Source organism: Xanthomonas vasicola pv. musacearum NCPPB 4379 (assembly GCF_000277895.2).
In the GTDB taxonomy this organism is placed as follows: domain Bacteria; phylum Pseudomonadota; class Gammaproteobacteria; order Xanthomonadales; family Xanthomonadaceae; genus Xanthomonas; species Xanthomonas vasicola.
On sequence record NZ_CP034655.1, the window covers coordinates 4,294,942 to 4,307,668 of the forward strand.

Annotated in this window: 12 protein-coding genes and 2 pseudogenes; 5 read left to right on the top strand and 9 right to left on the bottom strand. The window is 63.1% G+C overall.

Going from position 1 to position 12,727, the window contains the following annotated elements:
* Positions 1 to 266: 266 nt before the first annotated feature.
* Both KWO_RS19730 and KWO_RS19735 read right to left on the bottom strand, forming a co-directional pair.
* Positions 267 to 1,058, bottom strand: coding sequence for a GH12 family glycosyl hydrolase domain-containing protein (locus KWO_RS19730; protein ID WP_010377841.1), 792 nt, complete (start codon positions 1,056 to 1,058; stop codon positions 267 to 269).
* A gap of 272 nt (positions 1,059 to 1,330) precedes the next feature.
* Positions 1,331 to 1,765 (bottom strand): annotated as a pseudogene (locus KWO_RS19735) (cellulase S); the annotation flags it as partial.
* 480 nt (positions 1,766 to 2,245) lie between these two features.
* Here KWO_RS19735 and KWO_RS19740 point away from each other — a divergent pair.
* Positions 2,246 to 3,209, top strand: a pseudogene (locus KWO_RS19740) (DegV family protein).
* A gap of 447 nt (positions 3,210 to 3,656) precedes the next feature.
* Positions 3,657 to 3,995 carry a hypothetical protein gene (locus KWO_RS19745; RefSeq protein WP_017112262.1) on the top strand — a complete coding sequence of 113 codons (339 nt, stop codon included), beginning with the start codon at positions 3,657 to 3,659 and terminating at the stop codon, positions 3,993 to 3,995.
* Here KWO_RS19745 and KWO_RS23200 read toward each other — a convergent pair.
* From KWO_RS23200 to KWO_RS19770, 5 genes are all read right to left on the bottom strand, one after another.
* Positions 3,992 to 4,195, bottom strand: coding sequence for a hypothetical protein (locus tag KWO_RS23200; RefSeq protein WP_236610303.1), 204 nt, complete (start codon positions 4,193 to 4,195; stop codon positions 3,992 to 3,994). The genes KWO_RS19745 and KWO_RS23200 overlap by 4 nt on opposite strands.
* 199 nt (positions 4,196 to 4,394) lie before the next feature.
* Complete coding sequence (fghA, locus tag KWO_RS19755) at positions 4,395 to 5,225, bottom strand: S-formylglutathione hydrolase (RefSeq protein WP_010377839.1); 831 nt, start codon at positions 5,223 to 5,225, stop codon at positions 4,395 to 4,397.
* A 59-nt stretch (positions 5,226 to 5,284) separates the two neighbouring features.
* Positions 5,285 to 5,860: an S-(hydroxymethyl)glutathione synthase gene (gene gfa / locus KWO_RS19760; RefSeq protein ID WP_010377837.1), complete on the bottom strand. Its 576-nt coding sequence runs from the start codon at positions 5,858 to 5,860 to the stop codon at positions 5,285 to 5,287.
* A 69-nt stretch (positions 5,861 to 5,929) separates the two neighbouring features.
* Complete coding sequence (locus tag KWO_RS19765) at positions 5,930 to 7,039, bottom strand: S-(hydroxymethyl)glutathione dehydrogenase/class III alcohol dehydrogenase (RefSeq protein ID WP_010377836.1); 1,110 nt, start codon at positions 7,037 to 7,039, stop codon at positions 5,930 to 5,932.
* Positions 7,040 to 7,103: 64 nt separating this feature from the next.
* Positions 7,104 to 7,379 (bottom strand): metal/formaldehyde-sensitive transcriptional repressor, encoded by a 276-nt coding sequence (locus tag KWO_RS19770; RefSeq protein ID WP_010365571.1) that lies wholly within the window; start codon positions 7,377 to 7,379, stop codon positions 7,104 to 7,106.
* 207 nt (positions 7,380 to 7,586) lie between these two features.
* On the opposite strand from KWO_RS19770, the gene KWO_RS22695 reads away from it, so the two are divergent.
* Positions 7,587 to 7,874 (top strand): hypothetical protein, encoded by a 288-nt coding sequence (locus KWO_RS22695; protein ID WP_155294907.1) that lies wholly within the window; start codon positions 7,587 to 7,589, stop codon positions 7,872 to 7,874.
* A 432-nt stretch (positions 7,875 to 8,306) separates the two neighbouring features.
* Here KWO_RS22695 and KWO_RS19775 read toward each other — a convergent pair whose 3' ends face one another.
* Positions 8,307 to 9,407 (bottom strand): glycosyltransferase, encoded by a 1,101-nt coding sequence (locus KWO_RS19775; RefSeq protein WP_017112264.1) that lies wholly within the window; start codon positions 9,405 to 9,407, stop codon positions 8,307 to 8,309.
* A gap of 138 nt (positions 9,408 to 9,545) precedes the next feature.
* Here KWO_RS19775 and KWO_RS19780 point away from each other — a divergent pair, with 138 nt between their 5' ends.
* Positions 9,546 to 10,265 carry a response regulator gene (locus tag KWO_RS19780; protein WP_010365575.1) on the top strand — a complete coding sequence of 240 codons (720 nt, stop codon included), beginning with the start codon at positions 9,546 to 9,548 and terminating at the stop codon, positions 10,263 to 10,265.
* Complete coding sequence (locus KWO_RS19785) at positions 10,262 to 11,761, top strand: ATP-binding protein (RefSeq protein WP_010377830.1); 1,500 nt, start codon at positions 10,262 to 10,264, stop codon at positions 11,759 to 11,761. Before KWO_RS19780 ends, KWO_RS19785 begins: the two co-directional genes overlap by 4 nt.
* A gap of 34 nt (positions 11,762 to 11,795) precedes the next feature.
* On the opposite strand, the gene KWO_RS19790 is transcribed toward KWO_RS19785, so the two are convergent.
* Positions 11,796 to 12,716, bottom strand: a complete 921-nt coding sequence (locus KWO_RS19790; RefSeq protein ID WP_017112266.1) for a hypothetical protein — start codon at positions 12,714 to 12,716, stop codon at positions 11,796 to 11,798.
* Positions 12,717 to 12,727 lie beyond the last annotated feature (11 nt).

The window sequence follows — 12,727 nt, forward strand, 5'->3', positions numbered from 1 at the left end:
CATCGGTATGCAGTGCTTGACCATTGCCAAGTTCTCCGCGCCAGCATCGCACCACAGCGACGCTTGTTGGCAACTCCAAATCACCACGCGCCATGCACCTCGCTTGATGACGCGCGCTGCATGGCACTTGGCCGAATCAAGAAAAAAATGCTATTCGCATGTCATGCCCGCGGTGCAGGCCCGCACATTAGCTTGCACCCGGCACCCGGCACCCGACGCGCGCCAACTGCGCACCATTGCAGCTGACGACGCGACAATCGCCGCACTCACTTGGCCGCGATCGATCCGGTCAACGACACCGTGCCCATCCCACCGGTGATTTCGAAGCCGGCCTCCACCACCTGCAGATACAAACTGCTGTTGTAGCGGCCATCGCTGCCGCGCAACGCCTGCAAGTTGGTCAAAAACGCTTTGACATCCACCTTGACATTGCCCTTGGCCGGCAGCGCATTGCTGTTGCCCGCGCTGCCATGCGGAATGAAGGTGTACACGTAATAGCCGGCAGCCGAGTTATTGCCCTCCCACAAATCGTAGGTGACGCCGCCGGAGGTAATGGCGTTGGCGGTCGTCAGGGTGCCAAGCGGATACGAATTGTTGGCGCCCCAGATCATCACTTCCAGTTGCGGGTTGCCCTTGCTGGCGTCCGTGCGAAAGAACAGGTCGTAGGCGAAATCGCCGGTCTGCCCGCTGCCCTTGGTGGTGAATGCCAACGTCCCACGTAAGCTGCCGATCTTGGACACCTGATGCGGAAAGTAGCTATCGGGAGCTGGATTCATCGTGTAGTGCCAACCGCGGCAGATCGCCGGGTACCCATACAGGTTACCGCTAGGCAGGTTGTAGGAAATGGTCAGGCTCGGCGTGCTACCGCTGCCGAAGGTGGCCTGGATGTTGTTGTTGGCGTCGTTGAAATTGTTGTTGAACGCGTACTGCGTGCCATAGACCTTGGTCTGGCCGGTGTAGGCACTGGCGCTGGTCGCGACCAGCAGCAAGCCCAGCGCGGCGGCGCGCGGCAACCGACCACAACGGGCGAACAGCGGCGAGTGAGAACGGCTATGCATGTGCATGGATGTACTCCGAAAATGGATGGACCAAGCACGCCCACCGCAGCGGCATGACGCCGAACAGTGGACGAACGAACCTCTCGCATCCGGCACGACGACGGCTTTGCGTCACCTACCGAATGTCTGCGCACTGACGGGGCGCAGACATGTCATCCATGCAGACCGGTCACCGTGGCCTCATCCGATGTGCGATGCCACGCTACAGGCGACGCACATCTTGCCACTTCGTTGTCGTGGGCGCAGTGAGCTGCGCAGAGATTAGCTATCGAGAAGAAGATGTCGTAAGCGAAATCGCCGGCCAGATTGGTGCCGCCTGCGCTGTAGTTGAATTTGAACGGCAACGCGCTGATCGACGAGATCTGCTTGGGAAACAGCGTGTCGCTGGTCGGATTCCAGTCGTAATGCCAGCCGCGCACGATCGCCGGGTAGCCATACAAGTTGTAGTCGGCGAAGTTGAAGGTGACGGTCAGCTCGGGCGTACTGCCGGTGCCGAACGTGCCCTGGATGATGTTGTTGGGATCGTTGAAATTGTTCACCCACGCATAGTGGTTGCCGAAGATCTTGTCCGGGCCGGCAAGCGCCATGGGGACGAGTGCTGCCAGACCGAAGGCCAGCGCTACGGTCCACCAGCTTGCTGCGCGCCGCCGCGTGGTCGGCGCCCGGGCGTCGGTGTGAGGAAGGGAGCTGGGTGGGCGGTTGTGCATGTTGACGCTCCGTATGATCCAGCACGGCGGCACTGTGCGGCGCCGTCGAGATCTGTCGTGCGGCGATCGGGCTTAAATCCTAGCAGTGGCGTCGCGAGGGGAGCTAGCGATTCCGGCAGCCCTAGCCCACCAAGTGCGATAACGGGCGCTACCTTGCACTCGGAGCGTGCGCTGGCTATCAGTTAGCGACCAGGACAGCGCGCGGCGGCACGTGTCGCGTCAGGACAAGGGCGCACCAAGGTGGCCAACGGTGCACAGCCACATGCGCATCGGCCACATCTTGGCATGCCGACGCGGTGCCAGTTGTCCGTGAAATGCCTATCCCGGCGCAGTGGTGTAGTGACGCCTAAACCTACGTGCGCCGACCCCGCGGCCATCCACGCGATACACGCCACGAACCAACCTCCATGTCAGGTCTACGCACAGGAGCGTTTGGATAGCGTTCGCACTACAGACAACGCAACAGGCGGAGGGGTGACGGTGCGTATCGGGATCGTAGTGGACAGTGCGTGCGACCTGCCGCAGGACTTCATCCAACGTAATAATGTCATTGTGCTGCCGATCAGCGTGCGCATCGGCGAGGCCGTGCTGGCCGATCACCGCGACGAAGAAGCCACGCTGAGCTTTCTGCAGGCGCATGTGGCCGAGCGTGGACACGAAGCGGAAACCACACCGTTTTCGGTCAACCAGATCCGCGATCTGTTTCTGCAAACAACTGGTCATCGACTACGACCATGTATTTTGTTTGACCATTTCCAAACTGCGCAGCCAGATCTTCGACAACGCGATGCAGACCAGCTTCGCGATCCTCAACGAGTCCAAGCCGATCCGACAGGCCGCCGGCCACACCTCGCCGTTTGCGTTACGGGTGATCGACACGCTCAACCTGTTCGCCGGCCAGGGCATCACCGCCGTAGAAGCAGTGTTCCTGCGCGACCAGGGCCAGAGCGTGGCAACCATCCGCACCCGCCTGGAACATTTGGCCGAGCACACCTACGGCTACATGATTCCACGCGATCTCTACTACCTGCGCGCACGCGCGCGCACCAAGGGCGATCGTAGCGCCGGCCTGATCTGCGCTGCGCTGGGGAGCGCGCTGGACATCTAACCGGTGCAACGCGCCTACCGCGGCGTCACCGAGCCGGTGGCCAAGCTCAAAGGCTTCGAGCCCTCAGCGGAGACGTTGTTCGGCTTCACCGTGCGCAAGATCCGCGAGGGGTTGATGACCCCAACGGTGTGCGTGGGCTACGGCGGCGAACTCGCCGAACGGCACGCCCTGCCCGGCTACGCCGCACTGCAAAGCGCCTGCCAAACCCGCGGCGTGGAATTGTTCGAAAGCGTGATGAGCCTGACCGGCATGGTCAACGTCGGCAGAGGCGCGCTGGCAGTCGCATTTGCCGCCGAACCACACACGTTTCGGCCTGAGGCGTGGGCTAGCGGTTGATCCTCACCACCGCCTGGAACTCAGCTTATTACGAGCTGAAACCTCGCGCACTGGCCGTCTCCAGGGGTCATCGCCCGCCTACCGTCGCGCAAGAACGGACAAGGACGTACTTGCAGCGGGTTTCGCGATGTGGGTCGGCGAGGAGTCTGCAACAAAGCCCCCCAGGCCAGCAGCTCGCCAACTGGGTGTTGTACCCCGGCGGCAGGTAGCACGCTACCGAGTCGTAACGACACTCACCGGCTGAAGATCGAAACTGGGTAGCTCAACACCAGCCTACCTAACACCGTTGGTAGTCGCGCAACCATTGAGCGTCCACTCAAGCACCAGCATCCAGTCGTTTAGACAACGCCGAGAGGGTTCCTTCGCGGCTATACCATGCCCGCCTGTCGACGGAGTGCTCACCTACGCTGCACTAACGTGCCTGCGTCATCCATCTGAGGTTTGCATATGCCTGTCAGCTATTCGATCAGCCTGCCCGATCCCAAGCTCGCTCGCGGTAGCGCGCCCTCGGTGAGCTTTACCGCCAATGGCGCCGAGGCGTTCGCCGCGCAGTTGCAGGCAGCGCTGCGCGATGCGGCCTGGTTCGATCGTTGGCGTCAGCTGCAGCCCGACCCGGACGAGGTGGATCCCAGCCTGGGCATCACAGACCCGGCAGCGACGGTGACTGGCAAACAGCACGACCTGCGCATCGACCTGGTTGCCACCACCAGCATTCCCGGTGACCTCTTCAAACAGCGCATGCAGGCGCTAGCCGGCTCGCACTGGGAAATGCGCGACGTCCGTTAAGCCGAAGATTCTGAAACCCGGGCATCCCAGTGCGCGCGATTGACGCCGTTGAGCAGCAGCCACAGGCACAGGGCTGTTTCGCCAACGAGCACTGACAACAGGATGCCCAGGGTAATCGTTGCAGCAAGTTCCGGCGCCGACAGTTCGGCAAATGCGGCGATGCGATAGCTGATGCACGCCAACAACATCAGCATCAGCATACCCAACGCGCGCGGCAGGTAAGTGGAGCGATAGATCAACTGCCGCTGACCAGGCAAGCGGCGCAAAAAAAGATCAGCGCGCTATTGCACGCAATGCCGTGGACCAGCAAGGCGATCGATGCCAGTGCGAACATGCCTCCACGTCACGCAGCTATCATTCGCCCTGCGCACCCATCCCACATACACAATCGCCCCGCGCTCACCCACGCAACGCCGCAGCATGATATGCAATGTGCTCGCCGATAAAGCTTGAGATGAAGTAATAGCTGTGGTCGTAACCGGGCTGCAGCCGCACTGTCACCGGGTAGCCCGCGGTCTTGGCGGCATCTTCAAATAGCGCTGTTTTCAGCTGGTTTTGAAGAAATTCGTCGGCATCGCCTTGATCGATCAACAGCGGCAGACGCTCCTGAGCTTCAGCGATCAAGGCCGTAGCATCGTAGGCTTTCCACGTGGCGCGATCGTCGCCCAGATACTGGCCAAATGCTTTCTCTCCCCATGGCACCTGGCTGGGTGCCACGATCGGCGAAAACGCCGACACGCTGCGATAGCGCCCCGGGTTTTTCAATGCAATGGTCAAGGCGCCATGACCGCCCATCGAGTGGCCGCTGATCGCACGCACGCCAGTGGTGGCGAAGTTTGCTTCGATCAACGCCGGTAATTCGTTCACCACGTAGTCGTACATGCGGTAATGCGCTGCCCACGGTGCTTGCGTGGCATTGACGTAAAAGCCAGCACCCTTGCCGATATCGTAGCCGTCCGCATCCGCAACATCGTCGCCACGCGGGCTGGTGTCCGGCGCCACCAGGATCACGCCATGCTCGGCGGCGTAGCGTTGCGCGCCGGCCTTGCTGATGAAATTTTGTTCGGTGCAGGTCAAACCGCTCAGCCAGTACAGCACCGGCAACGGGCCGTCGGCGGCTTGCGGCGGCAGGTACACGCCCACCTGCATGCTGCAGTTCAAGGTCTGCGACTGATGCCGATAGACATCCTGCCAACCGCCAAAACAGGCACGGTGTTCGATACGTTCCATGAAGATTCCTTACGAAGAGAAAACCCTGCAGCCGGCTCGCCGGCTTCAGGGTTGGACCATCAATGCAACAGATCGTTCTTGCGCGCTACATGTGCAGACAGGGCACCCATCAACACCGGCGACAGGCAGTCGTACGGCGACAACCCAAGTTCGCTCAGGCGCGCACGCACCCCATCCATCTGCTCCGGCTGCGTGCCGGTTTCGGTGATGGATGACACGAACGCTGCAAAACCGGGCGCCGACCAGCCCTGTTGCTTCGACAAACCGGGGTGCACGAAATCCAGACCATAGAACGCATGGTCCTTGTTCTCGATCCGGCCATACAGATGCACGCCGCAACCGGTGCACGCGTGACGCTGAATCGTCGCGCCTTCATCGACGATCTCCAGCTTCTCTTCGTGCGCCGTCACTTTGACGCTATCTCGCGGCACCACGGCCACCACAGAGAACTTCGCGCCGTCGGGCTTCCAGCATTCACTGCAACCGCAGGCGTGGTTGTGCGCGGTCTGCGCAGACAGGTCCACGGTCGCCTTGTTACTGGCGCAGTGGCATTCAAGCGTGCCGCCTTGAAAACCTTCTGCGCCGCCTCGCGCAACACCGCCATATACGGAAGGATGAATCGACACATTCGTCATTACGCCCCTCCCCGGAGTCTCGGGTACTACGTGCGCGGAAGCGGCCGCGCGCCGATCCTGGCCGTACGGTCAGAAATGGATCACGGTGCGGATCGACTTGCCTTCGTGCATTAGGTGGAAGGCTTCGTTGATCTCTTCCAACGGCATGGTGTGGGTGATGAACGGATCCAGGTCGATCTCGCCCTTCATCGATTGCTCCACCATGCCCGGCAATTGAGTACGTCCCTTGACACCACCGAAGGCCGAGCCGCGCCACACGCGCCCAGTCACCAGTTGGAACGGACGTGTGCTGATTTCCTGGCCCGCGCCGGCCACGCCGATAATGACGCTCTCGCCCCAGCCCTTGTGGCAGCACTCCAGCGCCGAACGCATCACGTTGACGTTGCCGATGCACTCGAAGCTGAAGTCCACGCCGCCATCGGTCAACTCGACGATGACCTCCTGGATCGGCTTGTCGTAGTCCTTCGGATTGATGCAATCGGTGGCGCCCATGCTGCGCGCCAGGTCGAACTTGCCCGGGTTGGTGTCGATGGCCAGGATGCGCCCGGCCTTGGCCTGCACCGCGCCCTGAATCACTGCAAGGCCGATGCCGCCCAGGCCGAACACCGCCACGCTCTCGCCCGGCTTGACCTTGGCGGTGTTGTGCACCGCGCCGATACCGGTGGTGACGCCGCAGCCAAGCAGGCAGACCTTCTCCAGCGGCGCCTCCGGGTTGACCACGGCCAGCGAAATCTCCGGCACGACGGTGTATTCGCTGAACGTGCTGCAGCCCATGTAGTGATAGATCGGCTCACCGCTGTACGAAAAGCGCGTGGTGCCGTCGGGCATCAGACCCTTGCCCTGGGTGGCACGCACGGCCTGGCACAGGTTGGTCTTGCCGGACAGACAGAATTTGCACTGGCGGCATTCGGCCGTGTACAGCGGGATCACGTGATCGCCCACCTTGACGCTGGTCACGCCTTCGCCGACCTGTTCGACGATACCGCCGCCTTCGTGCCCGAGCACCGACGGGAAAATGCCTTCCGGGTCATCGCCGGACAGCGTGAAAGCATCGGTATGGCACACGCCAGTGTGCGTGATGCGGACCAGCACTTCGCCGGCTTTCGGCGGTGCGACGTCGATTTCGACGATTTCCAGCGGCTTACCGGGTCCGAATGCAACTGCTGCGCGGGATTTCATTAGATGACGCTCCTGACGATGAGGTTCAAGGAAGGGCACGGCAAGCACCGACCCGGTGGGAGTTCTATTTGAGGTAGGACCGGACCAAGCCGAGCAGTTCCTGTACCCGCTCGGCGCGTTGCGCGTCGGATGCGGCTGCATGCCCAAAATCTTCGCGGATGTGCGCTTCAAGCACCTGGGACATCAGCCCGTTCACGGCACCCCGGATCGCAGCGATCTGCTGCAAGACAGGCGCGCAGTCTGCGCCCGCCTGCAGCGCCCGCTCAACCGCGTCGCATTGCCCGCGCAGACGGCGCACGCGTGCTAACGCTCGCTTTTTCTCGTGCGGCGAATGCGGCATGGCGGCTCCGGCAAAATACTGGGGAGCAGTATATGGACTGCTTCGGAAAAAGCTATGACGGGCCGCTTGCTGGCCGTCATCGTGGCGAGCGCGATCACCGCCGTTCTTTGGTGGACGGGGCGCTGCGGTCACTGCGCGCTGACGGAACAAGATCAGCGAGGCGACTGTTAGCCCCAGTGCGGCACGCGCATTGCGCAGATGTGCCCGGTGAGTCGCACCCTGCATGCACGTGGGGTGCGTACCGAACTCTGTGGCTACGGACCATTGCCGCAGCGTCTGACTCTTCAACAGTCCTACGGCTGCCGGCCGCTGACGTCGCATATCCGCATCAGCGCGGCGGTGGCGGTGGCGGTGGCGGTGGCGGTGGCGGTGGTGCTACGCCGTTGTGTACAAGGCAGCCGTCGAAGGCTGACCGGTCCAACCGCTCCGGTGCAGCGCGGTGCGCGACGTCGGCGGGGTTGGGACCAAACCATGTTCTGGCGCACAAGCCTCTAATGCATCGATTGTTCTTGCACTCGATGGCGGTGGCGGTGGCGGTGGCGGTGGCGGTGGCGGTGGCGGCTCACGATGCGCGTATGGACGAGGCGCATCATGCGTAGCACGACAAAAGTTCGCACAACCTCCCAGGCTGAGCGCTGCGAGGACTGCAGTGATAACGGCAACGTGTGGCCGTGTGTGGGCTATCGTAAATTTCCCTGGCTAGATGACGCATCTGCGCACGGCATGCAGATGGCGGACGCGGGCTGTGCCGCGCTCGTCAGGGAAGATGTGCAGCTGACTGTGCTATGCATTTGCCGCCGCGCCCCGCGTGCCGGCGTCTATTTGCGCTTGCCGGCATCCGCAGGGCGATGCACCGTGCGAACAACACCGTCTTCGGCTTACGCGCTGGAAGATGCAGCAGGTCTGGCAGTGATGACGGTGACGCCGTCAGTTTTCGACAGCAGCCGGCGCCACTATAGCCACAGGATCCACTGCATGCTCCGGCAGCGACGCCAGGACTGCATTGCGAAAGCGCGCGGCAAATGCCGCGTCGTTGGCCTGGTAAAACGCGCGTGCGTTGACCGACAACTGATCCAGCTGCGCCTGCGGCAATGCCAGGGCGGTTTCTACTGCCTGCGCAATGCCCGCCGCGTCTGCGTAGTAATACGATGCCAGACGGCGCTGACGCACCTCGGCCACCGGAATCAATACACCATGTTCTGGCCTGATCAGCTCGTTCATCGGCTCGCCGTCGGTGGCCAGTGTCACCGCGCCAACGCTCAGCGCTTCCATCAAGTAATGGCCAAACCCCTCGGCCTCGGAGGGGCACAGATGGAACAGATGCGCGTTTTGCATGCGGCGCAGTTCGACATCGTCCAGGTATCCCACGCGGTGGTCGATATTCGGCGCCACTACCGGCTTGCCGGCGGTGCGCGGGTTCTGCACCACCGTCAGCAGCGGCCACTCCGGATGCCGCTGCCAGGTCTCCAGCAGCACGCGCGTCCCCTTGGCGGTACTGCGCCCGGCCAGGTGGAAGAAAGCGCGCTGACGAAACACGCGCGCGTCGTACCGATCCGGGCTGGTGAAGCCGATAAAGCGTGTGGCACACCCCAAGCTGCGGAAGATCCGCTCGGCATGGTGGGTCTTGCACAACACCGCATCGAAGCGCGGCAGCAATGGCAGCCACTTGGGCAGCAGCCATTCCGGATTAGGCACCAGCAGGTTGATCTGCCCTAGCAGCAGGCAGCGCTTGTACACGCGTTCGGAAAAGATCTGTAGCGGCACCCGCCCGAATAGCACGCGGCTGGCCCAAAGGCGCGCCTCGCGACCGGTGTCGTGCAGGCGCTGGCTGGTGAATCCTACTTCCTGCACCGGCACCCCGCCGGCGCGCAGTGTTTCGGCCATCAGCACCATGTCGCGGGTCAGGCCAACGCCATTGTCGCGACTGATCACCCGCATCATCGGAAACGCCTTGTCATGCGCGCACGCGCCAGTACAGCGGCATAGTGTCGATGCCATAGATTCCTGCGCGATGTCCAGTTCTGTCATGGTGCGTTACACGTGTGCCAATGGTTGACAAATTCGATCATTATGATGCGTGCTTCCAGCCTTGCAATTGCCAGCACCATGTCTACGGCAGCCACCACCTTGCGCGGGCCAACCTCCGCGCCACAGACGATGACCCCCATGGACCTGCAACAACCCTGCGTTCTCGTGGTAGACGACGACCCGGACCTGCGCAAGCTGATCGGCGAATTTCTGAGCGCGCACGGCTACCAGGTGGATATGGCTGAAAACGTGGCAGAGATGCGCACCGCCATGGCGCAGCGCCGCCCGGACCTCATCGTACTCGACGTGATGATGCCGGGAGAAGATGGGCTGAGCGCTGCGCGTGCCCTGGCCAGCGAGCGCGGTTCACCTGCGGTCATCATGCTCAGCGCCCTGGGCAACGACACCGACCGCATCATCGGCCTGGAAGTCGGCGCCGACGATTACCTGGCCAAGCCCTGCAATCCACGCGAATTGCTGGCCCGTGTGCGCGCCCTGTTGCGGCGCAGCCAGGCCAGCAACGAGCAGGCCGATCAGCGCGGCAATGTCTACGAATTCGCCGGCTGGCGGCTGGATGTGGTGCGCCGCGACCTGCGCGACCCCACCGGCATCTTCATCAATCTGTCCGATGGCGAGTTCGCGTTGCTGCGTACCTTCGTCGAACACCCGCAGCGCGTGCTCAGCCGCGACCAGCTGCTGGACTACGCCCGCGGCCGCGACACCGACGTCTACGACCGCGCCATCGACAGCCAGATCAGCCGCCTGCGTCGCAAGATCAATGAGCGCGTCCATACCGAGTTGATTCGCACCGTACGCAACGAAGGTTACATGCTGCTGCCGGGCGTCTCGCGCTTGTGAGCAAACCGGCACGTCGCGGGCTGTCGATCTTTGCCCGGACTTTTGTGTTGTTGGCGGTGGCCCTGCTCACCGCCCAGGCGGTGGGCATCGCCCTGCTGGTGATGCGCACCCCCGTCTATGAGCCGCCGGTGCATCCGCCGGAAGTGGTGGCTCTGCTCTCCACCCGCATGCCGGCCGGCACCCAGACCCTGAAAGTGCATGAAGCGGCGCAGGCGCCCATGCCGCCGATAGGCCAGGTGCGCGACCCGTTCGCCGAAGTGCTACTTGCCCATTGGCTGGATGTGCCCGAAGCGCAGGTGCGGTTCTATCGCTACGCCAACGATCGCGAAGCACCGCAGCCGGACATGCTCCCGGCGAAGCGGTGGTCCACCCAGGAGCACCCAGCCGATGCCGGTGGTGTTGCTGACGAACGCCCTGGTGCGCAACCACTGCCCCCCTTTCCGGACGACTGGCCGCGCGACGGCCAGCCCGGTGCACTGTCCGGCACCGGGCTACGTCCGGATGAAATGCCCGGCGCATGGGAAAGCGAGCGGCTGACCCCCGGCGTCCCGCTACTGGACGGCTTCACCGCCGCCCTGCAACAGCCCGACGGCAGGTGGCGCACGGTGGAATCGCCACGTCGAGGCCTCTCGGGCGAGTTCGAGACCCATGTCGTGCTGCTGTTTCTGGCCGGCCTGCTGGCCAACGTGCCGTTGGCATGGTGGTTTTCGCGGGCACTGTCGGCACCGATCAAGCGCTTTGCCGAAGCCGCCGACCGCCTGGGCCGTAATCCCGATGCCGCCGCGCTGCAACGTAGCGGCCCGCCGGAAATTGTGCGCGCAGCCGATTCGTTTAACGCGATGCAGGCGCGCCTGAACCGCCTGATCAACGAACGCACGCATATGGTCGCGGCGATCGCGCACGACCTGCGCACGCCGCTGGCGCGGCTGTCGTTCCGTCTGGACGGCCTGCAGCCAACGCTGCGCGAAAAGGCGCTGGCCGATATCGACGAAATGAAGGCGATGATTTCCGCAGCGCTGGACTTCATCCAGAACGATCGGCATCGCGGCGAACGCGCGCGGCTGGATCTGCGCTTGCTGGTGGAGAGCGTGGTTGACAACGCCACCGATATTGGCGCCGATGCCGAGCTGCTGCCTGGCCCGGAAATCACCCTGGACGGCGACCCGCTGGCATTGCGCCGTGCAGTCATGAACCTGCTCGAAAACGCCTTGAAATACGGCAAGCGCGCCCGCCTGCAACTGCATCGCGAGGGCGAAGACGGCGTGTTGTGGATCGACGACGATGGTCCCGGCATCGATCCCACCCAACGCGAACAGCTGTTGCTGCCGTTTGTGCGTGGCGAGTCCTCGCGCAATCGCGACACCGGCGGCATCGGGCTGGGCTTGTCGGTGGCGCACAGCATCGTGCTGGCACACGGCGGCGAAATCGAGCTGAACAACCGTCCCGAAAGCGGCCTGCGGGTGTGCGTGACACTGCCTTGCCAGCCGAGCACATGAATTTAGACGTAAGACACACACGAGACTGATCTGACTAGCGCCGTTGTCGACTGCCGTGTCCTGCCGCGCTTTCCCGCTGCAACGCCGCCTTCATCCTGGCCAGTCCATCGGAATTGGGCCAGCCCGCGAACGTCTCGAGGATGGTGCTGCCACGCACCAAATAGAACGTCGGCGTAGCGATGCTGTGCAGGAGAGCCCAGTCGCTGCGCTGATACATCAGGTGCATCGGCAGCATGGGCTGGCGGCGATTCCATTGTGCGATGCCGTCGATGGGCGGGCTGGCGCCCGGTGCGACCAGCAGCACGAGCCGCTCGCGTAGCCAGCGGTCGTCCTCGCTGCTCACGATCTCGTTGAGCCCGTTCGCCGCGAAATGGCAATCCGGATGGACCACCGCGAGTATGGCCAGACGGTCATCGTGTAGCGCGAACACACGCACAACAGCCTGGGTCGGCGAGACGATGTCTATCACGCGTCGCGACGATCCCAACGGTCGCTCAAATGCAAGCGTGGGCAGCGGTGCGAGAGGCCGCGTCGGCAACGCAGCCAGTATCCGGTTCGCCGCGTCGAACCGGCTGATCGAGGCCAACGCATCGGCATAGGAAATGATGTGCCAGCGGGTTACCCGCCCCTGTCGCTGCACGCGCGCATAGAGACATCCCAGTTTGTGCACATGCCGGGGGTCGAACGAATATCCCTCGGCGAGCACCGTCGCCCGGAACAGATCGTCCTCGTCAAAAGGCAGCTTGGCGGCAGCGCAGGGATCGGCGGTGCCGACCATGCGTTCGTACAGAGAAACGACCGCCTCTGAGCGCTGGGCGCCAGGCAGGCGTTCAACGTTCAGGTCGGCGAGTGCATCGTAGAGCGAACGGTCGTGCGCTTGCGCGCAGGCCAACGGCGCTGCCACGGCAAGCAGGGCAGCGCCGATGAAACGAGCCACTGGGTGCAGCAATGGCATCAGCACCCGCT

Bases quoted from the DNA above. Each gene is read 5' to 3' on its own strand.
- KWO_RS23200 (WP_236610303.1), bottom strand. From the start codon at position 4,195: ATGCTGATGCTGATGTTGTTGGCGTGCATCAGCTATCGCATCGCCGCA.
- KWO_RS19780 (WP_010365575.1), top strand. From the start codon at position 9,546: ATGGACCTGCAACAACCCTGCGTTCTCGTGGTAGACGACGACCCGGAC.
- KWO_RS19730 (WP_010377841.1), bottom strand. From the start codon at position 1,058: ATGCATAGCCGTTCTCACTCGCCGCTGTTCGCCCGTTGTGGTCGGTTG.
- KWO_RS19775 (WP_017112264.1), bottom strand. From the start codon at position 9,407: ATGACAGAACTGGACATCGCGCAGGAATCTATGGCATCGACACTATGC.
- KWO_RS19765 (WP_010377836.1), bottom strand. From the start codon at position 7,039: ATGAAATCCCGCGCAGCAGTTGCATTCGGACCCGGTAAGCCGCTGGAA.
- gfa (WP_010377837.1), bottom strand. From the start codon at position 5,860: ATGACGAATGTGTCGATTCATCCTTCCGTATATGGCGGTGTTGCGCGA.
- KWO_RS19770 (WP_010365571.1), bottom strand. From the start codon at position 7,379: ATGCCGCATTCGCCGCACGAGAAAAAGCGAGCGTTAGCACGCGTGCGC.
- KWO_RS19745 (WP_017112262.1), top strand. From the start codon at position 3,657: ATGCCTGTCAGCTATTCGATCAGCCTGCCCGATCCCAAGCTCGCTCGC.
- KWO_RS19790 (WP_017112266.1), bottom strand. From the start codon at position 12,716: ATGCCATTGCTGCACCCAGTGGCTCGTTTCATCGGCGCTGCCCTGCTT.
- fghA (WP_010377839.1), bottom strand. From the start codon at position 5,225: ATGGAACGTATCGAACACCGTGCCTGTTTTGGCGGTTGGCAGGATGTC.